The 22,365-nt window shown below is 68.3% G+C and carries 22 protein-coding genes; 10 read left to right on the forward strand and 12 right to left on the reverse strand.

Annotation, left to right across the window (positions count from 1 at the left end; translation table 11 throughout):
- Positions 1-5 precede the first annotated feature (5 nt).
- Entirely contained in the window at positions 6-1,217 is a 1,212-nt protein-coding gene (locus MJ602_RS04495) for a M20 aminoacylase family protein (RefSeq protein WP_243019604.1), read from the forward strand.
- Entirely contained in the window at positions 1,214-2,317 is a 1,104-nt protein-coding gene (locus MJ602_RS04500; RefSeq protein WP_243019606.1) for a M14 family metallopeptidase, read from the forward strand. Before MJ602_RS04495 ends, MJ602_RS04500 begins: the two co-directional genes overlap by 4 nt.
- A 59-nt stretch (positions 2,318-2,376) precedes the next feature.
- On the opposite strand, the gene MJ602_RS04505 is transcribed toward MJ602_RS04500, so the two are convergent.
- Together MJ602_RS04505 and MJ602_RS04510 are read right to left on the reverse strand one after the other, a co-directional pair.
- A complete protein-coding gene (locus tag MJ602_RS04505) occupies positions 2,377-2,961 on the reverse strand; it encodes a DUF922 domain-containing Zn-dependent protease (protein ID WP_243019608.1) in 585 nt (194 codons plus the stop codon).
- Positions 2,943-4,397, reverse strand: coding sequence for a wax ester/triacylglycerol synthase family O-acyltransferase (locus MJ602_RS04510; RefSeq protein ID WP_243019896.1), 1,455 nt, complete (start codon positions 4,395-4,397; stop codon positions 2,943-2,945). Before MJ602_RS04510 ends, MJ602_RS04505 begins: the two co-directional genes overlap by 19 nt.
- A gap of 309 nt (positions 4,398-4,706) precedes the next feature.
- Between MJ602_RS04510 and MJ602_RS04515 the strand changes: the two genes are divergently transcribed.
- Both MJ602_RS04515 and MJ602_RS04520 read left to right on the forward strand, forming a co-directional pair.
- Positions 4,707-4,961 (forward strand): acyl-CoA-binding protein, encoded by a 255-nt coding sequence (locus tag MJ602_RS04515; protein WP_243019609.1) that lies wholly within the window; start codon positions 4,707-4,709, stop codon positions 4,959-4,961.
- Between the two features lie 86 nt (positions 4,962-5,047).
- Positions 5,048-5,209: a hypothetical protein gene (locus tag MJ602_RS04520; protein WP_243019611.1), complete on the forward strand. Its 162-nt coding sequence runs from the start codon at positions 5,048-5,050 to the stop codon at positions 5,207-5,209.
- A gap of 83 nt (positions 5,210-5,292) precedes the next feature.
- On the opposite strand, the gene MJ602_RS04525 is transcribed toward MJ602_RS04520, so the two are convergent.
- The 5 genes from MJ602_RS04525 to MJ602_RS04545 form a co-directional block, all read right to left on the reverse strand.
- Complete coding sequence (locus MJ602_RS04525) at positions 5,293-5,631, reverse strand: polyhydroxyalkanoic acid system family protein (protein ID WP_243019613.1); 339 nt, start codon at positions 5,629-5,631, stop codon at positions 5,293-5,295.
- 2 nt (positions 5,632-5,633) lie between these two features.
- A complete protein-coding gene (locus MJ602_RS04530; protein ID WP_243019615.1) occupies positions 5,634-6,776 on the reverse strand; it encodes an aminopeptidase in 1,143 nt (380 codons plus the stop codon).
- Between the two features lie 3 nt (positions 6,777-6,779).
- Positions 6,780-7,964 (reverse strand): MFS transporter, encoded by a 1,185-nt coding sequence (locus MJ602_RS04535; protein ID WP_162017585.1) that lies wholly within the window; start codon positions 7,962-7,964, stop codon positions 6,780-6,782.
- A gap of 19 nt (positions 7,965-7,983) precedes the next feature.
- Entirely contained in the window at positions 7,984-8,346 is a 363-nt protein-coding gene (gene arsC / locus MJ602_RS04540; protein WP_243019617.1) for an arsenate reductase (glutaredoxin), read from the reverse strand.
- Between the two features lie 66 nt (positions 8,347-8,412).
- A complete protein-coding gene (locus MJ602_RS04545) occupies positions 8,413-9,363 on the reverse strand; it encodes a GlxA family transcriptional regulator (protein WP_243019619.1) in 951 nt (316 codons plus the stop codon).
- Between the two features lie 161 nt (positions 9,364-9,524).
- Between MJ602_RS04545 and MJ602_RS04550 the strand changes: the two genes are divergently transcribed.
- On the forward strand, positions 9,525-10,610 hold the full coding sequence (locus tag MJ602_RS04550) for a DJ-1/PfpI family protein (protein WP_243019621.1): 1,086 nt from the start codon (positions 9,525-9,527) through the stop codon (positions 10,608-10,610).
- A 37-nt stretch (positions 10,611-10,647) separates the two neighbouring features.
- Here the strand turns inward: MJ602_RS04550 and MJ602_RS04555 are convergent, their stop codons facing one another.
- Positions 10,648-11,112, reverse strand: coding sequence for an Lrp/AsnC family transcriptional regulator (locus tag MJ602_RS04555; RefSeq protein ID WP_243019622.1), 465 nt, complete (start codon positions 11,110-11,112; stop codon positions 10,648-10,650).
- A 97-nt stretch (positions 11,113-11,209) separates the two neighbouring features.
- Between MJ602_RS04555 and MJ602_RS04560 the strand changes: the two genes are divergently transcribed.
- The 3 genes from MJ602_RS04560 (at position 11,210) to MJ602_RS04570 (ending at position 13,726) form a co-directional block, all read left to right on the forward strand.
- Positions 11,210-12,187, forward strand: coding sequence for an EamA family transporter (locus MJ602_RS04560; RefSeq protein WP_243019624.1), 978 nt, complete (start codon positions 11,210-11,212; stop codon positions 12,185-12,187).
- Between the two features lie 10 nt (positions 12,188-12,197).
- On the forward strand, positions 12,198-12,536 hold the full coding sequence (locus MJ602_RS04565; protein ID WP_162017581.1) for a DUF1840 domain-containing protein: 339 nt from the start codon (positions 12,198-12,200) through the stop codon (positions 12,534-12,536).
- A gap of 98 nt (positions 12,537-12,634) precedes the next feature.
- A complete protein-coding gene (locus MJ602_RS04570; protein WP_243019626.1) occupies positions 12,635-13,726 on the forward strand; it encodes a DUF2855 family protein in 1,092 nt (363 codons plus the stop codon).
- 16 nt (positions 13,727-13,742) lie between these two features.
- On the opposite strand, the gene MJ602_RS04575 is transcribed toward MJ602_RS04570, so the two are convergent.
- The gene (locus MJ602_RS04575; RefSeq protein ID WP_243019627.1) at positions 13,743-15,350 is read right to left on the reverse strand and encodes a methyl-accepting chemotaxis protein; all 1,608 of its coding nucleotides are present in this window, start codon (positions 15,348-15,350) and stop codon (positions 13,743-13,745) included.
- Positions 15,351-15,444: 94 nt separating this feature from the next.
- Between MJ602_RS04575 and MJ602_RS04580 the strand changes: the two genes are divergently transcribed.
- Both MJ602_RS04580 and MJ602_RS04585 read left to right on the forward strand, forming a co-directional pair.
- The gene (locus MJ602_RS04580) at positions 15,445-16,485 is read left to right on the forward strand and encodes a serine/threonine protein kinase (protein WP_243019628.1); all 1,041 of its coding nucleotides are present in this window, start codon (positions 15,445-15,447) and stop codon (positions 16,483-16,485) included.
- Between the two features lie 62 nt (positions 16,486-16,547).
- Positions 16,548-17,576: a phosphotransferase enzyme family protein gene (locus MJ602_RS04585; protein ID WP_243019629.1), complete on the forward strand. Its 1,029-nt coding sequence runs from the start codon at positions 16,548-16,550 to the stop codon at positions 17,574-17,576.
- A gap of 169 nt (positions 17,577-17,745) precedes the next feature.
- Here MJ602_RS04585 and htpG read toward each other — a convergent pair whose 3' ends face one another.
- The 3 genes from htpG to MJ602_RS04600 all read right to left on the reverse strand — a co-directional run bounded on the left by htpG (position 17,746) and on the right by MJ602_RS04600 (position 22,335).
- The gene (gene htpG, locus MJ602_RS04590; protein ID WP_243019630.1) at positions 17,746-19,695 is read right to left on the reverse strand and encodes a molecular chaperone HtpG; all 1,950 of its coding nucleotides are present in this window, start codon (positions 19,693-19,695) and stop codon (positions 17,746-17,748) included.
- Between the two features lie 372 nt (positions 19,696-20,067).
- Positions 20,068-21,000 carry an exopolyphosphatase gene (locus MJ602_RS04595; protein ID WP_243019898.1) on the reverse strand — a complete coding sequence of 311 codons (933 nt, stop codon included), beginning with the start codon at positions 20,998-21,000 and terminating at the stop codon, positions 20,068-20,070.
- 63 nt (positions 21,001-21,063) lie between these two features.
- Positions 21,064-22,335 (reverse strand): lipase family alpha/beta hydrolase, encoded by a 1,272-nt coding sequence (locus MJ602_RS04600; RefSeq protein ID WP_243019632.1) that lies wholly within the window; start codon positions 22,333-22,335, stop codon positions 21,064-21,066.
- Positions 22,336-22,365 lie beyond the last annotated feature (30 nt).

A 22,365-nucleotide genomic window follows, 5' to 3' on the forward strand; every position in this document is an offset into this window, starting at 1 on the left:
TCGCCATGAAAGTCATAGACACCATTGCCGCACAGGCCGACGCCATGGCCGCGCTGCGCCGCGACATCCATGCCCACCCCGAACTGTGCTTTGAAGAGCAGCGCACCGCCGACCTGGTGGCCGCCAAACTCACCGAATGGGGTATCCCCATCCACCGGGGCATGGGCACCACCGGGGTGGTAGGCATCGTGCACGGGCGGGATGGCGGCGCGTGTGGGCGTGCCATCGGCCTGCGCGCCGACATGGACGCGCTGCCCATGCAGGAATTCAACACCTTTGCCCACGCCAGCCGCCACCAGGGCAAGATGCACGCCTGCGGCCACGACGGCCACACCGCCATGCTGCTGGCCGCTGCGCAGCACTTGGCGCAGCACCGCGACTTTGACGGCACCGTGTACCTGATCTTCCAGCCCGCCGAGGAGGGCGGCGGCGGCGCGCGCGAGATGATCAAGGACGGCCTGTTCGAGCGCTTTCCCATGGAGGCCGTGTTCGGCATGCACAACTGGCCCGGCATGCCCGCGGGCACCTTTGCCGTGAGTCCGGGGCCGGTGATGGGTTCGTCCAACGAGTTCCGCATCGTGGTGCGCGGCAAGGGTGGCCACGCGGCACTGCCGCACACCACCATCGACCCGGTCACCATCGCCTGCCAGATGGTGCTGGGCTTCCAGACCATCGTGAGCCGCAACAAGAAGCCGGTCGATGCCGGGGTGATCTCGGTCACCATGGTGCACGCGGGCGAGGCCACCAACGTGGTGCCCGACAGCTGCGAGCTGCAGGGCACGGTGCGCACCTTCTCGCTGGAGGCGCTGGACCTGATCGAGCGGCGCATGCAGCAGGTAGCCGAGCACACCTGCGCCGCGCACGAGGCGCAGTGTGAATTCCACTTCCAGCGCAACTACCCGCCCACCATCAACAGCGCTGCAGAAGCCGCGTTTGCCCGCAGCGTCATGGAGGGCATCGTCGGTGCCGACAAGGTGGTGGCGCAGGAGCCCACCATGGGCGCCGAAGACTTTGCCTACATGCTGCAGGCCAAGCCGGGCGCGTACTGCTTCATTGCCAACGGCGACGGCGACCACCGCGTGCTGGGCCACGGCGGCGGCCCGTGCACGCTGCACAACCCCAGCTACGACTTCAACGACGCACTGATCCCGCTGGGCGCCACCTACTGGGTGCGCCTGGCTCAGCAATGGCTGGCACAGCCCCGGGGTGCGGCATGAGCGCAGTGGGCGTGGTGCAGGCCTTTGCGCCCAACTACGCACAGGCCAGGGCGCGCTTTCTGGAGGCAGCCGCCACGGCGGGCCTGCCGCTGCAGTCGCACCCGCACCCGCTGCCCGGCAGCGAGGGCGAAGCGCTGGCATTGGACGTGGCGCGTGATGGCCCGCCGGATGCCGACAAGCTGCTGATCGTCAGCAGTGCCTGCCATGGCGTGGAGGGCTTTTGCGGCAGCGGCGTGCAGGTGTACGCGCTGCATGACGCTGATTGGCGCGCGGCGGCGCATGCGCAGGGAGTGGCCGTGCTCTACCTGCATGCGCTCAACCCCTATGGCTTCTCGCACCTGCGCCGGGTCACGCACGAAAACGTGGACCTCAACCGCAACTTCCAGGACTTCGGCCAGCCCCTACCGGTCAACACGGACTACGCCGCCATTGCGCACCTTGTCATCCCCGACGCCTGGCCGCCGGGCGCGGCCAACCAGGCGGCCGTGCAGCAGTACCTGGCCACGCACGGCGAGTCGGCCTGGCAGGCCGCCATCTCGCGCGGCCAGCATGCCTACCCGCAGGGCCTGTTCTTTGGCGGCACCGAACCCACCTGGAGCCACCGCACCCTGCGCCAGGTGCTGCGAGCGCACGGTGGTGCAGCGCGGCGCATCGGCTGGATCGACCTGCACACCGGCCTGGGCCCCAGCGGCCATGGCGAGCGCATCTACGCAGGCCGCGACGACGCCAGCGCCGTGGCGCGTGCCCGCCGCTGGTGGGACGGCGGCGGCAGCACGCCGGTCACTTCGATCTACGACGGCAGCTCCACTTCGGCCTTCCTGACCGGCCTGATGTGGAACGCCATTTACGACGAATGCCCACAGGCCGAGTTCACCGGCATTGCGCTGGAGTACGGCACCGTGCCCGTCATGGAAGTGATCGAGGCTCTGCGCGCCGAACAGTGGCTGCAGCTTCACCCCGAGGCCGATGCCGCGCTGGCCGCGCAGATCAAGGCGCGCATGCGCAACGCCTTCTACACCGACACGGACACCTGGAAAGGCCAGGTTATTGCCCAGGCACGCCAGGCCTTGTTTCAGGCAGTGGCGGGGTTGGATTTATGAGTGATTTTGGGCTGCAGCGCCCGTCCATTATGCGTTAGTAGCTATTAAAACAATAGCAATCAATCCGTGAGTTGCGCGCCCTGGGTGGCGCCGTGGCGGGTGCGTTGGTCGTAGTCGCGCTCCTGCTGCACCTGTTCGGCCAGCAGGCGCTGGCCCAGGGCGTTGGCCTGCTGCTCCAGCGTGGGGCAATCGGGGGCGGGGGGCAGGGCGGCAATGCCGCGGTCGATGGCCTGCGCGGCCTTGCGGCCAAACTCCACATGGCCCAGCTCGTGTTGGTACAGCGCGGTGTGGTAGCGCGCAAAGGCCGCCGTCTGCGCCGCCGTACCCGTGGCCAGCTCGGGCATCTGGATGCGCGACTGCAGCCGGGTGCTCACGCGTGTGATGCGGCAGCGGCCTGCAGTGTCCTGCTGCCACCAGAAGTTCCAGCGCACGTTCCAGTGCGTGTAGCCATGAAAGCGTTGGCCGCCCGAGGTGATGGGCGTGGCCGCGTTCAACGCCTCGCGCAGCGTCTGTTCTGGGCGGGCGTGCACGGGGTAGGGCTCCCGCGCGTGGGATTCCTGCACCTCGGCCCGCGCGGCCAGGGACATGCAGGCCAGCGCGCAGGCGCCCAGCGCGTTGTGCAGGCTCAGTCTTCCTCGCCCCACGGCAGCATGAGGGTGAGGGTGGAGAGCGCGGCAAATTCGGGCGCGAAGGCGTCGATGATCTTCTGCGGTTCGGGGCACAACTGCGTGTCGGTGATGACACCGAACTGCACGCCGCCGCCGTAGCTCAGGATGGACACGCCCAGCCCCACGTTGCCCGACTGCGGTACCCAGAACATGCACTGCGTCACGCGCGATCCGCACAGGTAGATGGGCTCGCGCGGGCCGGGCACGTTGGTCATGACGGCCGTGGTCTTGCGGCTGAAGAGGTTGAGCAGCGCGTCCTGCGCGGGCTTGATGAGCAGGCCCGCCACGGCCAGCAGCCCAAAGGCCAGCAGCGGCTGGGTGCTGCCCTTGAGGGCCGCCATGCGGGTGCGCACTTCGTACACGCGCTCGACCGGGTTGGTGATGCCAATCGGCAGCACCAGCGGTACCAGGCCGAAGTGGTTGCCCAGCTTCCAGGCCTCCTCGATGGGGCGCAGGTTCACCGGAATCATGGCGCGGATTTCCTTGCCTTCGGTGTCTTCGCCCTGGTGGCGCAGGTAGCTGCCAATGGCCCCGGCCACGCAGGACAGCAGCACGTCGTTGACCGAGCAGTTGAGCGCCTTGCCAATGGCCTTGACCTCATCGAGCGGCAGCGGCGGGCACCAGGCCACACGCTTTTGCGTGCCAGGCACGCCCTTGAGCCCGGTGGGCGAGTCGTCGGGCATCAGGGCCAGCGATGCCGCGTCGCTCACCAGTTGGTAACCCAGGCGCGCGGCATCGGCCGAGCCCGCCAGGCCGTGCTGCACGGCCTTTTCCGGGTCCAGCAGCAGGTGCAGGGACTTGGCGGCGCTCTCGCCCACCAGGTCCAGGGCCTTCACGGTCATTCCGGTGAAGGGCTTGATGAGCGTGTCGGCAATCCAGTCCTCGGCGCCGCCGGGGCCCTTCTTGCGGCGCTTGGGGGGCTCGGTGCCGCCATCGACGATGGACATGGTCACCGAAATCAGCGCAATGCCGTCTGCAATGCAGTGGTGCAGGCGCACCACCAGCGCGCTGCTGGGCAGGCCATCGTCGCCGGTGAAGTCCTCGACGAGGTAGAAATGCCACAGCGGGCGTTTGGGGTCCAGCGGCTTGGTGGCCAGGTCGCCCACGAACTGGCGCAGCGCGTCCTGTGGGCTTTGGCCACGACGGCGCGGCAGCTTGGCGGCCTGCACATGGGCGTCGATGTCAAAGCGCTGGTCGTCCACCCAGGTGGCACCAGCCGGGTCTTCCACCACGCGCTGGCGAAAGCGCGGGTACTGCAGCAGGCGCTCCTGCACGCGTTCGCGCAGCGCCGCCAGCGTGATGCCGGGCGAGACCGTCCACACACCGTTGATCATCATCAGGTTGCTGGGCGAATCCATGCGCAGCCAGGCGGTGTCCACCTTGCTCATGCGCACGCCCGACAGGCCCAGCATGCCGGTGGCGGCGCGGCGCACATTCTTCTGCACGGCCTTGGCGGCGTCCAGGGCCAGGTCCGGCAAGGGCAGGCCGTGGGATGGGGTTGTGCCTGCAGCGGGCGTGGACGGTGTGTGGGTGGCAGTGCCAGAAGGCGTGCGGTTGGATAGGCGGGTCACCATGGGCGAAGGCAGCAGGGGCTGGGTTGGGTGATTGGAGGCAGTCGTCTAAGGAATGCAGCGATTGTGGCCGCAGTGTGAACGTAAGATACAACGCCTGCCGGGGAAGGCATCCCCGTTCTTACCCCACCCCAACCCAAGGAGCACTGCATGTCCGACCTGAACGCCGCCTTCGAAGCCGCCGTGGCCAACTCCAAGAACCTCAGCGAGCGCCCCGACAACGCCACGCTGCTCAAGATCTACGCGCTGTACAAGCAGGGCACCGCAGGCGACAACGCCGAGAAGAAGCCTGGCTTTTCCGACATGGTGGGCCGCGCCAAGTGGGATGCCTGGAACAACCTCAAGGGCACGGCTCCGGACGACGCCAAGCAGCAGTACATCGACCTGATCGAATCCCTGAGCTGAAGCCGCCTGCCAACAACCCCAGCAGTGCCCGCCGGGCGTCTGTGGCCTAATATGGGGTTTTCAACCTGACCGACAGAGACCTCGCCATGGGCAACAAAATCGTTACCGAAGCTGACCGCAAGTTCACCCCCCAACCCAAGACGCCCAATGGCGTTGTGCTGCCCACCCCTGGCCGTGGCCAGCGCGTGAGCCTGGAGCGTGGTTCGCACACGCGCAGCAAGAAGAACGCTGGCAAGCGCCACAAGTAAGTCGGCGGCTGACGCCACACCCGCGCGGCGCGCAGCCTGCGCACCCTGCAAGGCCCTCTTCGGAGGGCTTTGTCTTTGGCGCGTCAGCCCTTTTTCTTTTTCGCGGCGTGCTTGTGCTTCTTGCCCGGCTCGGCGGGGTGCAGCAGGGTGTCGAGCTGCTCGGCAATCTCCTGCTCGATGCGGCCCTTGAACGCGCCGACCAGAAAGCCCAGCTCGGCGCGCAGCTCGAACTGGTCGTGCTGCACCTGCAGCGTGCCCTTGACCCCGGCGCGGCTGAAGTACACGGTGTCCAGCGTGTCGCCTTCCTCGTAGGCGCATTCCATGTCGAACTGTTCCTCGGCCTGTTCTGCCCACAGGAAGGCGACCTTGCGGGCTTCCTCCATTCCCAGGTGGTGGTGGCGGTGGATGTGGATCACGGACATGCTCAGTCTCCTTGTGGTGGCAGCAGGGCGCGCAGGCGCGCATGGCGCTCGTCTTGCGGCAAGGCAGCCAGGTGGCGTACTGCATCATAAAACGCGTCCCAGCGCTGGCCTTGTTGGGCAAACAAGGCCTCGAATGCGGGGACCCAGGCGTCGTACGCGGCCTGGGCGGCAAAGCTGGCGTTGTTGGCCTGGGCCACCCAGCGGTCGTAGCCTTCCACGCGCGCGCCCTGGGCCAGCCAGCGCTCGCGCAGCACAGCGTAACGGGCGCGAAAATCCTGCATTGCTACTAATTTCATAGCATTCAGCGCTTGACTGTCGTGCTCTGGGGCCTTGTTTTGCTCATAAATTTCGGCCAGCCGTGCGCGCGTGGCACGCGTCAGGGCGCGGAAGGACTGGCGCCGCTCCTCGCTGGCGGCAAAGGCCTGGCGCACCTCGGGGCGGGCCTGCGTGGCCAGCCAGCGCTCGGTGCCCAGGCGCTCCACGGCGGTGGCAAAGGATTCGTTGAACAGCGTGTCGCCCTGGGCGTACACCACCTGGTGCGCCAGTTCGTGGAACAGCAGGCGCACAAACTCGCCCTCGGGCCAGCCGATGAAGGTGTTCAGCAGCGGGTCGCCGCCCGCCCAGTCCAGGTAGCCCAGCGTGGAATAGGCGGGTACGCCATACACGTCCACCTCCAGCCCCTGTGCAGCCAGGCGTGCGCCCTCGGCCTGCGCGTCTGCCTCCTGGAAGTAGCCCCGGTAACCAATGCAGCCGGTGAACGGAAAGCACCAGCGGTGCAGTTCCAGTGCGTAGGGCGGCGCGGCCACCACGTTCCACACGGCGGCGCTGCGGCCCAGGTCGGCATAGCTGCGGTAGCTCGCGTTGTCGGGCAGGCCCAGCTCCTGCACGGCAAAGTGGCGCGCCCGCTGCGCCAGTTGCAGGCGCGCGCGCAGGGGTGCGGGGGTGCTCTCGTTGGCAATCCATTCGTCCAGCGGCCGCGCGGCCTGCAGCAGGCGTGCATGGCCTTGCACCGACTGCCAGTAGTAGCCCAGAGCGCCCTCGGTGTGGGCGCAGCCCGCCAGTGCCAAGCATGCCAGCAGGGCCAGGATGGGCGCGGCAAAGCGTGGCCGAGGGGCGGGGTGCGAAAGCGACGGGTGTGCAGGCATCTGTCAGGCGGGAGGGTGGGGTGGGGGCTTGAGCCACCACAGCGCCAGGGCGCAGGCGACCCCCAGCAAAGCGGTGGCCGCCACCGAGGCCGTGCCCCAGTGGTCGAGCAGCAGGCCGAACAGCAGGGGCGCAAATGCCTGCGCCACGCGCGCGGGCACCATCAGCATGCCCTGGCGCAGCCCATAGCCCAGCGACCCGAACAGCACCAGGGGCAACGTGCCCTTGGCAATGGTGAGGATGCCGTTGCCCGCGCCGTGCAGCAGCGTGAATGCCACACTGCCTGCACCTCCGGCCCAGGCCAGGAGCAGCGCACCCGTGGGGTGGGCCAGCGCTGCCAGCCGGGCCGATGCCAGCGGGTGCATGCGACGCAGCAGGCCAAACTCCAGCAGCCGCGCCGCCACCTGGGCCGGCCCCACGAGCGCGGCGGCCGCCACGGCCGCTTGCAGCGGCAGGCCCTGGGCCTGCAGCAGGCGCGGCAGGTGGGCCGCCATGGCGGTGCTGGTGAACCAGGTGGCCGCGAACACGAAGGACAGCAACAGCGCCGTGCGCCGCGCATGGGGCACCGGGGCCTCCGGTGGCGTGGCCAGGTCGGGGGGCGCAGGGGCGGGCGGCGCGGGGCGCAGGCGAGCACGCGGTAGCCAGGCGTTGAGCGGCAGGCCCAGCAGCAGGTGCAGCGCGGCCCAGCCCGCGCAGGCGCCGCGCCAATCCCAGGTGGCCTCCATCCAGGCGGTGAGCGGCCAGCCCACCGTGCTGGCGAAACCTGCAACCAGGGTGATGCCAGTGATCGCGCCCCGGGCGCCCTGGCCGTAGAGCCGCACCAGCGTGGCAAAGGCCGCTTCATAAAGGCCCGAGCCCATGGCAATGCCGATGAGCGCCCACGCCGCAAACAACCCCACCGGGCCTTGCGCCAGCGCCAGCGCGCCCAGCCCGGCGGCGAACAGCAGATTGGTGCCCAGCAGCACCGGGCGGCCACCGTGCCGGTCGATGGCATGGCCCGCCAGCGGGCCCAGCAGTGCGGACACCACCAGCGCCAGCGAAAACGCCGCAAAGATGGTGGAGGTACCCACGCCCAGGTCCCGCGCCATGGGCTGCGCCAGCAGCGCGGGCAGGTAGTAGGACGAGGCCCAGGCCAGCGTCTGGGCCGTGCCCAGCCGCACCACCACCCAGTGCCGTGCGGGTACGTTCATGCGTTGGTGGGTGCGGGCCTCAATCCTGCGCGGGCAGGAGTTCCAGCACCTGCTCGGCTGGGCGGCACAGGCGCGAGCCCAGCGGGGTGACCACGATGGGGCGGTTGATCAGGATGGGGTGGGCGAGCATGGCATCGACGAGCTGCGCATCGGTCACGCCCGGCGCGTCCAAGCCCAGCTCGGTGAACAGCGCTTCCTTGGTGCGTACCAGCGCCAGCGTGGGCTGGCCGGTGGCGGCGATCAGCGCCCGCAGGGTCTCGCGGCTGGGCGGCGTGTGCAGGTACTCGATGACCTCGGGCTCGAAGCCACGCTCGCGCAGCAGCGCCAGGGTGTTGCGCGAGGTGCCGCAGCGGGGGTTGTGGTAGATCGTGATGCGGGACATGGGCGGTGGATCGTGGTGGCGTTTCAGCGCTGGCGCTGGACAGCCTGCATGGTAGTGGCAGACGCCTCAACGCGCTTCACGCAACTGCGCTAGACCCTGCCCCAGGTGCTGGCGCACGGCGCGGGCCATGGTGTCCACCGAGCCGAAGCCGCTGCGCTGCGCCACCTTGTCCTGCGGCCAGTCGGTCTGGCGCAGCAGGGTGGCGGCCTGCTGCGCCCGCGCCTGTGCCACGAAGCGCGCGGGGGTGCAGTGGGCCTGCGCGGCAAAGGCGCGCGCGAAGTTGCGCGGGCTCATGTGGGCCCGCTGCGCCAGCGCGTCCACCGACAGGTCGTGTGTCAGGTGTCCCTGGACCCAGGCCATCAGCTCGCGCATGCGGGCCGAGGCGTCGGCCTGGGCCTGCAGCGCCGGGCTGTGCTGCGGCGCGCTGCCGGGGCGCAGCAGGAAGAGTGCGAGGTCGCGCGCGATCTGCATGGCCGTGGCTCGGCCCAGGTCGTCCTCGATGAGCGCCAGGGCCAGGTCCAGCCCCGTGGTCACGCCGGCGGAGGTCCACAGCGCGCCATCGCGCACATAGATGCGGTCGCGCTGCACGCGCGTGCCGGGGCACAGCTGGGCCAGCAGCTCGCAGGCGTTGGCATGCGTGGTGGCCTCGCGCTGCTCCAGCAGGCCGGCGGCGGCCAGCACGAAGGCCCCGGTGCACACGCTGGCCACGCGCCGCGCGTGCGGCGCGGCTTCAGCCAGCCAGCGGCCCGCGCCATCGTCGAAGATGGCGCGGCGCAGCGCGTCTTCTTCGCCACCGGCCACCACCAGGGTGTCGATGGGGCCGCGGACCGCGTGCAAGGGCAACGTGTCGGCCAGGCCGAAACCGGCGCTGGTGGCCACGGTGCCCCCGCGCGGCGATGCGATGCGCACGCGGTAGGCGCCGGGCGCGAGCAGCGACGCCTTGCTGAACGCGCTGGCGGGCGATGCGACGTCGATCGCCTCCACCCCGTCAAACGCCAGCAGCACCACCTCTCGCATTGCGCCTGGCAACGGCGGTGGATCGGCGTGGGAATTGGCAGGATGTGCGGCAGATTTGGCCTGGCGTGGCATGGTGGCGGACCCTAAGCTTTGGGCAATGGCAACAGCGGGGGGCAAACGTGGCGGTATTGTGGCGTTGGATCGGACGAAGGGGGTGGGTGGTGCCGCTGGCTTGGTGCGCGCTGGCAGGTCTGGAGGCCGCCGCGGGCGGGAAGGTGCCTCCGCTGGCGCTGCCCTTGCGCGCGGCCAGCGCCCCACCGGTGATCGCCGTGCTGGCACTGAACGAAGGCACCGAGACCACCGACTTTCTTGTGCCGCATGCCGTGCTGCGCCAGGCCCAGGTGGGCGTGGTGGAGGCCGTGGCGCCGCAGCCCGGCCCGGTGGTGCTGATGCCGGCGCTGGAGGTCGATGGCGTGCGCGACTTCGCGTCGTTCGATGCGGCCTATCCTGCCGGGGCGGACATCGTGGTGGTGCCCGCCATGCACCGCGACGACGACCCGGCCGTGCGCGCCTGGTTGCAGCGCCAGGCAGCCCAGGGCGCCGTGGTGGTGGCCGTGTGTTCAGGCGCCCGCGTCGTGGGGCAGGCCGGTCTGCTGGACGGTCGGCGCTTCACCGGCCACTGGTACGACCGCAGCACCCTGCTGCGCCGCCATGCGGGGGCGGTGTATGTGCCGGGGCTGCGCTACCTGGCCGACGGGCCCGTGGTGACCACCACCGGCGTCTCGGCATCGCTGCCGGTGTCGCTGGCCCTCGTGGAGGCCTTGGCGGGCGCCGCCAGAGCCCGCGCCGTGGCCGAAGAACTGGGCCTGCCTGCCTGGCAGGCCGTGCACCGCAGCGATCGGTTTGGGCTGGGGCTGGCGCAGGTGTGGACCCTGGCCGCCAACACGGTGCTCTTCTGGCGGCACGAACGCATCGAGCTGCCCGTGGCCGACGGCGCGGACGACGTGGCCCTGGCCTTGGCGGCAGATGCGTGGTCGCGCACCTACCGATCCGAGGCCGTGGCGGTGAACTCGCAAGCCCCGGCGCAGGCCGTGCGGCTGCGCAGCGGGCTGACACTGCGCGTGGTGCCCCCACAGGCCGCCGCCGTGCCCGTGGCGGTGCCGGGCGGCGCCCCCGCCTGTGCGCTGCGCGCCAGCCTGCAGGCCATCGGCGAGCGCTACGGCGACGGCACGCGCCAGTGGGTGGCCACGCAATTGGAATACGACGAAACGCAGAACGGCTGCCCCGCGCTGGCGGCCGCGCCGTGACGGCCGGCGCTTCGCCCTTGGGCACTGAGGGGCCTTGTCAGCGCCCCGCCTTGTCCGCGCCCAGCCAGCCCAGGTCCAGCGGCCGGTCCTCGAATTCGGTGTTCAGCACCACGGTGCTGGTGGTGCGGGCCACGCCTTCGATGGCCTTGATCTGGTAGATCACGTCTTCCAGCGCGCGGGCGTGCGTGGTGCGGATCTTGGCCAGGAAGTCGTACTCGCCGGCCACGCTGTGCAGCTCCTCCACCTGCGGCATGGCGCGCAGGCGCGGCGCCACGTCGCGGCAGTGGATGCCGCCGTCGTTGCGGATGGCCACGAAGGCGGTGAAGTTCAGGCCCACGCGCTCGGGGTCCACGCTGATGGAGAAGCGCCGGATCACGCCCTTGTCCAGCATCTTCTTGACGCGCTCGTGCACGGCGGCAGTCGAGAGGCCCACCTCGGCACCCACCTCGGCGTACGATCGACGGCCATCGGTGCCCAATGCCGAAATAATTTTGGCATCCATCTCGTCTGTCTGAATATTTGCTTGCATAGCTATCTCAAATCGGTAAAAATTCCGAAAACCGAGTGGTCTCCATCAATTTTCCGGTCAGGTGAAGGATATGCCGACATTTTTCAGGGCACAAGCGCAATCTTCGCGTGGTTTGGCGGTTGCGGTCGCGTTGTTGCTGGTCTATGTGGTCTGGGGCACCACCTACTTTGCCCTGGGCATTGCGCTGGAAACCATGCCGCCCCTGCTCATGAACGCCAGCCGCTTTCTGTGCGCCGGGGTGGTGATGCTGCTGATCGCGCTGGCGCAGGGCCAGGCACTGCCCACGGCGGCGCAGTGGCGCCACAGTGCGCTGGTGGGCGGGCTGATGGTGTTTTTGGCCATGAACTGCATCGGCTTTGCACAAAAGATGGGCATTGGCTCGGGCCTGATGGCCACGGTGGTCACCACCATGCCCATGTGGCTGGCGCTGTGGACACGCTGGGGCGGCGAACATGTGCCCGCCACCAGTTGGGTGGGCCTGGCGCTGGGCGTGGTCGGCGCCTTGCTGCTGGCGCTGGAAGGCGACTTCTCCGCATCGGGCCTGGGCGCACTGCTGGCTTTTGGCGCGCCGCTGTGCTGGAGCATTGGTTCCTACGCCTCGCGCAAGCTCTCGCTGCCCGCACCGGCCATGGCCTCGGGCGCGCAATGGCTCACCGGCGGGGCCATGGGCATGGTGTTGGCGTTGGCGGTCGAGCCCGTGGGTGCATTGGCCGATGTGAGCGCACGCTCCTGGCTGGCCTGGGTGTACCTGCTGGGCCTGGGCACGCTGGTGGCGCTCAACGCCTACTTGTGGCTGCTGCAGAACACCTCGGCCGCACTGGCGGGGAGCTACTCCTTCGTGAACCCGGCCGTGGCGCTGCTGGTGGGTGTGGCCCTGGGGGGCGAGCGGCTCACGGGCTGGGTCTATGCGGCCCTGCCCCTGATCGGCGCCGCGCTGGCCTTGCTGCTGTATGGCCCGCTGCTCTTGCAGGCGGCCCAGCGCCTGCGTGCACGCATGCCGGGCGGCCGTGCGGGGCGGCGTATGCTTGCACCCGACACCACCCCATAGCACGCACACCATGCTCTACAAATTCAAATCCCGTGCCACGGCCGACCTGATCCTGCTCGAACCCCATGCCAAGCGCCTGCTGGAGCTGGCGGGCAAGGAGGCGCTGGCGCAGGGCATCATCACCGCCGCGCAGATCCCCGCAACCATTGCGGCCCTGGAGGCCGCCGTGCTGGAAGAAGAGCGCCGCCTGGCCGAAGCAGGCCAAACCGCCGACGCCGAGGACGCTGCGCAGCAGGAGCCCGATGGCCGGGAGCGTGACACCGTCACCCTGCGCCAGCGCGCAGCGCCCTTCATCGACATGCTGCGGCGCAGCGCCGCAGAGGGCAAGGACGTGGTCTGGGGCGCCTGAACACCATCCCTCGTGCGCAACGCAACCCCGTCCGGGGGGTGTCGCGCAGGCGGCCCGCCGGGCTTGAGCCTGCGGGCGGCTTGCCCTAACGTTGGTGCATGAACACCACCACCCTGCTTGTGCGCCAGGACGCCCTGGCCACCACCCAGTTGCGCAGCACCGAACCCGCCGCGCTGGCCGACGGCCAGGTGCGCGTGCGCGTCGATTGCTTTGCGCTCACCGCCAACAACATCACCTACGCCGCCATGGGCGAGATGCTGGAGTACTGGCGCTTCTTCCCCTCGGGCGAGCCCGGCTGGGGCATCGTGCCGGTGTGGGGCTTTGGCACGGTGACCGAATCGCGGCACCCCGATGTGCCCGTGGGCGAGCGGCTCTACGGCTACTGGCCCATGGCCAACGAGGCCGTGCTCAGCCCCCACAAAACATCGGCCACCGGCTTTGCCGACGGCGCCGCGCACCGCGTCGGCCTGCACGCCGTGTACAACCACTACCTGCGCTGCAGCGCCGACCCGTTCTACCGCCCCGACACCGAAGACATCCAGGCCCTGCTGCGGCCGCTGTTCATCACCTCCTGGCTCATTGACGACTTCTTGGCCGACCAGGGCTTCTATGGTGCGGGCACGCTGCTGCTCTCCAGTGCGTCGAGCAAAACCGCCTATGGCACGGCCTTCCAACTCGCGCAGCGTGCAGGTGTGCAGGTGGTGGGCCTCACATCCCAGGCCAACCAGGCCTTCTGCGAAAGTCTGGGCTGCTACCACCGCGTGGTCGCCTACGAGGACCTGGAGCAGCTTGCCGCCGATACCCCCTGCGTGTACATCGACTTTGCCGGCAGCGTGGCGCTGCGCCAGCGCATCCACCAGCATTGCACGCAACTGGCCTACAGCTGCGCCGTGGGCGCCAGCCATGTGGGCGACCTGGGCGGTGCGGGGCAATTGCCCGGCCCGCGCCCGGTCATGTTCTTTGCCCCCGCGCAGGTGAAAAAGCGCACCCAGGAGTGGGGCGTGCAGGGCCTGAACGAGCGCCTGGTGGCTGCCTGGCAGGCCTTCACCACCGCCGTGCAGGCGCAGCCCCAGCCCTGGATCACGGTGCAGCAGCACCAGGGGCCGCAGGCCACGCAGGCGCTGTTTCTCGATCTGCTGCGCGGGCAGGGCGACCCGCGCATGGGTCACGTCGCCAGCATGCAGCCGTGAACTGCGCCCGCCAGAGCTAGCTGCGCGTCAGCAGCGCGGGCTGAGCTGCAGGCGCGCGGGCCTGCGCATACGAAGGCTGTTGCGTCGCCTCGTCCAGCTTGAAGCGGCCTACCAGGCGTTCGAGCACGGCGGCCTGTTCGCTCATGGCGCCGGCGGCGGCGGCGCTTTCTTCCACCAGCGCAGCGTTCTGCTGGGTCATCTGCTCCAGCTCGCCCACGGCAGCGTTCACCTGCTGCATGTCGCGGCTTTGCTCGGCGGTGCTGGCGGTGATTTCCTCGATGATGCCGCTGACGCGCTGCACCGACTGCACGATTTCCTGCATGGTCTGCCCGGCGCGGTCCACCAGCGCCGTGCCGGCTTCCACGTTCTCCACCGAGGCGGAAATCAGCGCCTTGACCTCGCGCGCGGCCTCCGCCGAGCGCCCGGCCAGCGAGCGCACCTCGCTGGCCACCACCGCAAAACCGCGCCCCTGCTCACCGGCACGGGCCGCTTCCACGGCGGCGTTCAGCGCCAGGATGTTGGTCTGGAAGGCAATGCCGTCGATCACGGCAATGATGTCCACGATCTTCTTGGACGAGTGGTCGATGCGGTGCATGGTCTGCACCACCTCGCTCACCGACTGACCGCCGCTTTGCGCCACGGTGTAGGCCGAAGCCGCCAGCGCGTTGGCCTCGCGGGCCGATGCGGCCGACTGACCGACGGCGCTGTTGAGGTGGTCCAGCGTGGACGACGCACGCTGCAGGTTGGCCGCCGTGGCCTCGGTGCGGTTGGACAGGTCGTGGTTGCCATGGGCGATCTCCACGCTGGCCGCGCCAATGCTGCCTGCCGAGCGCTGCACCTGCCCCACCAACTCGGCCAGGGAATCCGACATCTGATCGAGCGCGCGCAGCACCTCACCCATTTCATCCTGCCGGTCGGTGCTGATGTGCAGCGTCAGGTCACCTGCACCAATCGAGCGCGCCACCTGGGTGATGTAAGCCAGCGGCTCCGTCACGCTGCGCTGCACCAGCCGCGTGCCGATGCACACCGCCACAATGATGATGGCCATGATGCCCGCCACGCCCCACACGGTCTTCAGGCGCTCCGTGCCCGCCTTGTCGCGCAACTCGGTGGCGCCGCGCTCGGTCAGGCGCACCATGTCCTGCTGTGCGCTCTGAAATGCCTTGAGCTTGCCCTGCGTGTCGCTCTGGATGTGTGCCTGCAGCGCGGCGGCGTCGCCCGCCGCCTTGAGCTTTTGCGCGGCCTCCAGCGAAGCCTTCAGCGCCTGCGCCTGCTGGGTGGCAGCGTCCAGCGCGGCGCGCTCCATCGGGGTGGTGAGCAGCGTGCCCAGCGCCGACTGCACCTGGGCCAGCTCCTGCTGGTCCTGCTCCTGCCCGCCCTGCAGCAGGGCGGCAGAGGCCTCATCGGCCGCCAGCGCCGCGCCCAGGGTGCGCAGCGCCTGCGCCTCGGCCAGCCCGCGCCAGCGTGCGGACAGCTCCAGCTTGCTTTGCTGATCGGACTGCTCCTTGACCGTGATGGCCTGCGACTTCACCGTGCGCACCGCCGAGCCCGTGGACATAAGAACCAGGCCAATGCTCACCGCAATGGCAGGAAGCCAGATCTTGGTTTTGATGCTCAACGCCATTCGCCACTCCTTACAGTTCCGCGCGCGGAATCTCTTCCGAATGTAACAAAGTATGACATGTCTTGGGTGCCGGTGTGGCGGCGAAAATCAGAGGATGAACCCTAGTCCCGACACCGCGCCGCTCCACCCCTTCGCCACCCTCACGCCCGATGCCGTGCTCGACGCGCTGGCCAGCGTGGGCCTGTACGGCGACGGGCGGCTCATGGCGCTGTCGTCCTACGAGAACCGCGTGTACCAGGCCACGCTGGAGGACGGCAGCCGCGTGGTGGCCAAGTTCTACCGCTCAGGGCGCTGGAGCGAGGCGCAGATCCTCGAAGAACACGCCTTCGCAGCCGAGCTCATGGCCGCCGAGGTACCCGCCGTCGGCCCGCTGGTGATCGACGGCCGCACGCTGCACCCGCACGGCGACTTCCAGTTCTCCGTCAGCCCCTGGCGTGGCGGGCGCCAGCCCGAGCTGGACGACTTCGAGGTGCTCGAATGGACCGGCCGCTTCCTCGCGCGCATCCACGCCGTGGGCGCCGCACGCCCTTTCACGCACCGCCCCGCGCTGGACTTGCAGAGCTTTGGCACCGAGCCGCGCGACTGGCTGCTGGCGCACGCCCTGATCCCGCTCGATGTGCAATCAGCCTGGCGCGAGGCCTGCAATGCCGCTCTTGATTTGATAGCTGCTGACGCACAATCCACGGGCGCTGGAGGCCAATTTTGCTTAAAAAATGCCACCATGCTGCGCCTGCACGGCGACTGCCACCCCGGCAACATCCTCTGGACGCCACTGGACGAATGGGGCCGTGGCGGCCCGCACTTCGTGGATCTGGACGACGCCCGCATGGGCCCAGCGGTGCAGGACCTGTGGATGCTGCTGTCGGGCGACCGGCGCCAGCGCACGCACCAGCTCGGCGCCCTGCTCGACGGCTACGAGCAGTTCCGCCCCTTCGACCGCCGCGAGCTGGCCCTCATCGAGCCGCTGCGCACCCTGCGACTCATCCACTACAGCGCGTGGCTGGCCCGCCGCTGGGAAGACCCGATCTTCCCGATCAATTTCCCCTGGTTCGGCAGCAGCGACTACTGGCGCGGGCAGGTGGACATGCTGCACGAGCAGATCGAGGCCATGCAGGAGGAACCGTTGGTGGCGTGAGGCCCGGTTCTAGCCGTGGCAGCAGTTCAGGCAGCAGGCCTGGAACGCAGGGACAATGCACCATGCATGCCACCCAACGCTACGACCCTGATCTCGTCACCGCCCACACGACCGCGGCCGCATCCTCTATCGTGCGCTGGGTGGAGCAGCACCACGGCCTTGCGGTGCAGCAGTGCCACCTGATTCGCCGGGGCCTGAACGACAACTACGCACTGCGCTCTGTCGATGGAAGCAGGTACGTCGTTCGGCTGTATTCCATCCGCCCGCGCGGGGATTTCAACGCCGATTTCGAGCTATCACTCCTGGCGCACCTCGACGCCCATGGCGTGGCCGTGGCCGTGCCGGTGCCAACTGCCCAGGGGCGCACCCATGTGGAACTGCGTTTCCCCGAAGGGCTGCGCGCCATGGCGTTGTTCCGGCATGCGCCAGGCGCCGTGCCGGACACGCTGGAAGACTTCGAGCAGACAGGCGGCACGTTGGCTCGCATCCATATGACGGCCCGCGACTATGCTGGTCCGCCCAGCCGATATACCCTGGACGGCAGTCACCTGGCGGAGCAAACCCTGGCCTATCTGCACACGCACCCCGAGCTGGACCTGGAGTTGCTGAACACCTACCGCCAGTTGGTGCAAGGCCTGCTGGCCGAACTGGCCCAGGCCAAGGGTGGGCTGAGCCGCGTCATATGCCACGGCGACACGCATGGTTTCAACAACCACATCGCCACGAATGCCGACGGTGCCAAAAGTGCTGTGTTTTTTGACTTTGACGACGCCGGGCCGGGCTTCCTGGCCTACGACCTGTGCGTGATGCCCTGGTCCTACCTGACGCGCAAGAGCCTCAAGGAACCCGACGAGCTGCTACTGGAACGGTGGGCGCACTACATCCAGGGCTACCGCAGCGCCGGTGGCGAGGTCACGCCAGCGGACATGGCCGCGCTACCGCTGTTCGTCCAACTGCGGCACCTGTGGAACATGGGCGAGGCCCTCGGGCGCTTGCACCACTGGGGAACCAGCCCGATGCCCGTGGATTGGTTGCGTAAGCAGGTGGATGTGTTCGCCGCGTGGAAGGCGCTCGACTTGCAAACGCCATGACCGGCCATCGGGTGGACACGGTTGAGCTCCACATCTCCGCTAGGGCTACAGCACCCCCAAGCCCAAGACAAAACCCCGGCAGAATTTCCATCCCACCGGGGCTATTCGCTCATTTTTCTACAGCTACTAGCGCCCATTCTACGAGCGTCAGAGGCCATTTTTCTTCAAATCAAGCCAGCAGCGCATTCACCCGCTTGACGTAAGCCGCCGGGTCGTCCGGCAGGCCGCCTTCGGCCAGCAGGGCCTGGTCGAACAGGATGTGGGCCAGGTCGTGGAAGTGCACGCTGCCGTCGAGCTTCTTCACCAGCGGGTGCTCGGCGTTCACCTCCAGCACGGGCTTGGTTTCGGGGGCCTTCTGGCCGGCCTGCTTGAGCATGCGGGCGAGCTGGGTGCTCATGCCGTCCTCCTGCACCACCAGGCAGGCGGGCGAGTCCACCAGGCGGGTGGTCACGCGCACATCTTCGGCCTTGTCCTTCAGGGCTTCCTTGAGCTTGGCCAGCACGGGCTTGAAGGCTTCGGCGGCTTCCTCGGCGGCTTTCTTCTCGGCTTCGTCCTGCAGCTTGCCCAGGTCCACGGCGCCCTTGGCCACGCTTTGCAGCGGCGTGCCTTCGAAGTCGTGCAGGTAGTTCAGCGCCCACTCGTCCACGCGGTCGGTCATGAGCAGCACTTCGATGCCCTTCTTCTTGAAGACTTCGAGCTGCGGGCTGTTCTTGGCCGCCGCCAGGCTGTCGGCGGTGATGTAGTAGATGGCCTCCTGGCCCTCTTTCATGCGCGCCTTGTAGTCGGCAAAGCCCACGCTCACGCTGTCGCTGGTGGTGCTGGCAAAGCGCAGCAGCTTGGCCAGGCGCTCGCGGTTGCCGAAGTCTTCGCCCAGGCCTTCTTTCAGCACCGCGCCGAACTCGGCGTAGAACTGGGTGTACTTGCCTTCCTTGGCCTTGTCGTCGGCGTCCACCACGTCGGTCACGCCGTCGTCGCCGGCCGTGGCTTCGTGTTTGTCATGCTTGGCCAGGTCTTCCAGCATGCTCAGCACGCGCTTGGTGCTGCCTTCGCGGATGGCGCGCACGTCGCGGCTTTCCTGCAGCAGCTCGCGGCTGACGTTGAGCGGCAGGTCGCTGGAGTCGATCACGCCCTTGACGAAGCGCAGGTAGCTGGGCATCAGCGCCTCGGCATCGTCCATGATGAAGACGCGCTTGACGTAGAGCTTCACACCGGCCTTCTTGTCGCGGTTCCACAGGTCGAACGGCGCCTTGGCGGGGATGTAGAGCAGCTGCGTGTACTCGGTGTTGCCCTCCACGCGGTTGTGCGCCCAGGTCAGCGGGTTCTCGTGGTCGTGGCTGATGGCCTTGTAGAACTCCTGGTACTGCTCTTCGGTGATGTCTTTCTTGGGGCGGGTCCACAGGGCGCTGGCCTTGTTGACGGTTTCCCATTCGCCGGTCTTGACCATGCCGCCGGGTTCGCCTTCTTTCTCGCTCTCTTTCCACTCCTCTTTTTCCATGAGGATGGGCAGGCTGATGTGGTCGGAGTACTTGCCGATCACCTGCTTGAGCTTCCAGGCGTTGAGGTATTCAGCAGCGTCGTCGCGCAGGTGCAGGATGACGCTGGTGCCGCGCGCGGCGCGCGTGATGGTCTCCACCTCGAAGTCGCCGGCGCCGCCGCTGACCCAGCGCACGCCTTCGTCGGCCTTGAGGCCCGCGCGGCGCGATTCGACGGTGATCTTGTCGGCCACGATGAAGCCCGAGTAGAAGCCCACGCCGAACTGGCCGATGAGCTGGGCGTCCGCCTTCTGGTCGCCCGTGAGCTTGCCCATGAAGTCCTTGGTGCCGCTCTTGGCAATCGTCCCCAGGTGGTCGATGGCCTCCTGCGCGCTCATGCCGATGCCGTTGTCCTGGATGGTGAGCGTCTTGGCGTCCTTGTCGAAGCTCACGCGCACTTCAAGGTTGGGGGCGTCTTCGTACAGCGCGTTGTTGTTCAGCGCCTCGAAGCGCAGCTTGTCGCAGGCGTCGGAGGCGTTGGAGATCAGCTCGCGCAGGAAGATTTCCTGGTTGGAGTACAGCGAGTGCGTGACCAGGTGCAGCAACTGGGCCACTTCGGCCTGGAAGGAAAGGGTTTGTTTGCTCATAGGGGTTGTAGTGACAAATCCAATGCGGGAAAGGGTTGCGCCGCCCGTCCCACCGGCCAGGCCAGCGCGCAGGCGTTCATTTGGGGGTGCTTGCGCCGGTTTCAACCCTGGGCCGCGCCGAGGTTGGTAGCGCACAAATCATCAAAAATGATAGCTACTAGCGCTTGATGGATAAGCGCTAGATGCCATTTTTATTGAAAGTTTCCGGTTTCCTTTGCGCTGCGCGTCGGGCACGATCTATGCCAACAGCGCAGCGCAGACCAGCGGCCACCGCGCAAGGGCCGCCCCGCCGCGCTGGTGGCGTCCCCCTTCCCGGCGATAGCCGAGAGAAGGGGGAAGGCGCGCAGCGCCACAGGGGGTTGCTCTTTTGCCCTACCCGTCTGCGTTGATGCGCTGGATCAGTGTTTGCAGCACGGCGTCGGCCTGGTCGTTGGCAATCTGGCAGGTGCCTGCGGCCGCATGGCCGCCACCGCCAAATTCCAGCATCAGGTTGCCCACATGGGTTTTGCTGCCGCGGTCCAGAATGGACTTGCCGGTGGCGAACACGGTGTTCTGCTTTTGCACGCCCCACATGACGTGGATGGAGATGTTGGCCGTGGGGAACAGCGCATAAATCATGAAGCGGTTGACGGCCCAGATGGTCTCTTCCTGCCGCAGGTCCAGCACCACCAGGTTGCCCACCTGGCGGGCGCAGCGCTGGATTTGCTCCTTGGCGCGCGCGGCGTGATCCATGTAGAGCTGCACGCGTTCCTGCACATCGGGCAGGGCCAGGATCTGCTCGATGGTGTGGTCGCGGCAGTAGTTGATGAGGTCCATCATCAGGGCGTAGTTGCTGATGCGGAATTCGCGGAAACGCCCCAGGCCGGTGCGTGAATCCATGAGGTAGTTGAGCAGCACCCAGCCCTGGGGGTCGAGGATGTCTTCGCGCGAATACTGGGCCGAGTCGGCCTGGTCCACGGCGGCCATCATTTCGTCGGTCACCCGGGGGAAGCGGGCCTTGCCGCCATAGTGGTTGTACACCACGCGCGCTGCCGACGGGGCGTGCGCCTCGATGATGTGGTTGGGCCGGTCGCCCTGGTTGCGCACGGTCTCGGATTCGTGGTGGTCGAACACCAGGTGCGCGCCCGGCACATAGGGCAGGTTGGTGGTGATGTCGCGCGCGGTGATGGCGATCTTGCCGTCCTGCATGTCCTTGGGGTGAACGAACAGGATGTCGTCGATCAGGTCCAGCTCCTTGAGCAGCACGGCGCACACCAGGCCGTCAAAGTCGCTGCGGGTTACCAAACGGTATTTCTGGTCGCTCACGGTGGTCTCCTCGGGCTGCAGTACGGGGGGTGGCAGCATGGTAGCAATGTTCTGGCGCCGCCTTCAGTCTGGCTGGAACCACTGCAGCAGTTGCTGCGCCACGCCCGCATCGCTGAGCAGGTCCAGGTGCCCCGTGCCAAAGGTCAGGTACTGGTGCGGCTTGGCAAAGGCCAGGCAGCGCGCCGGGTCGTCGTGCAGGCCCAGGGCACTGCGCAGGGGCACCAGGCCGTCGCCCACCAGGCGTTCTGCCAGGGGGCTGCGGCGCGCAGCCAGCGTGGCGGCCACGGTGTAGCAGTCCACCCCTGCGGGCAGGGGCAAGGGGGTGCGGGTGTCGGGGCTGCGGCGAAAGCGATCGCGGCCCTGCCAGTCGGCGTCCAGCACATGGCCGTAGCGCAGGTCGGTGATGCCCGCGCTGCGCAGCTGGCCCAGGCGCGCGAAGGGTCGGCTGTAGGGGGTGCTGTCCAGCAGCACATCCACCCAGTGGCCGGCGCGCTCCAGCGGTGCGCCATGGTGCGGGGTGCCCAAAAACACCACATGCCGCAGGGCAGCGGGCCAGCGCTGGCCTGCCGTGGCGGCGCTGTGGCAGGCGGAGCGCACCACCAGCCCGCCCATGCTGTGGGCCAGTACGCTCAGCTCCTGCACCGGCACGGGCCAGTCTTGCAGCAGGGCTTCCAGGCGCTCTGCCAGGGCCTGCCCGTTGGTGGAGGTGTGTTGGCCGGTGTTGTAGCGCAGGTACACGGGGGTGTAGCCCAGCGCCTGGGCCAAGTGTGCGCCGTGGTCGTGGCCTGCGCGCTGCCATTGCAGGTCGTTCATGCACAGGCCGTGCACCAGCAGCAGCACCTTGCCGGTGGCCTTGCCACTGGCGCGCAGTGCGGCCAGGTCCAGTGCGTGGCCGTGCTGGCGCAGTTCCATGGGCAGGGCCAGGGGGTTGGCATCGGCGGCCAGGCGGTCGCCCATCACGCCGTTCAGTGCGGACAGCAGTGCCTCGCGTTCGGGCGAGGGCGCCGTTTGCGCACCCATGCCTGCGCGCTCCAGCGTGGGCTCCAGCCGCCGCAGTGCGGCCTGCACACCCACGTCCACCCAATGCGTCACCCCGTGGATGCTTTGGTACACCAGGCCGGTGATGCCGCGTGTGCGCCCCGGCGTGGCCGCGCCGGGCAGGCCCAGGGTGTCCAGCACCGAGCGGTGCACGCCCTCGGCAATGCGCGCCACGCCTGCCGTGGCCTGGGTGGCCAGGCGCGCCGCGCCGCGCAGGTCGGCGGGGCGCAGCGATTGCAAGGCTGCGCGCGCGGCCTGGGATTTTTTGCCCGGTTGGGGCGGTGTGGAAGGGGACATGCGCGCTCCGAACAAAAGGCCAGGGCGCGA

It is taken from the genome of Simplicispira sedimenti (genome assembly GCF_022760965.1).
Classification (GTDB): Bacteria; Pseudomonadota; Gammaproteobacteria; order Burkholderiales; family Burkholderiaceae_C; genus Simplicispira; species Simplicispira sedimenti.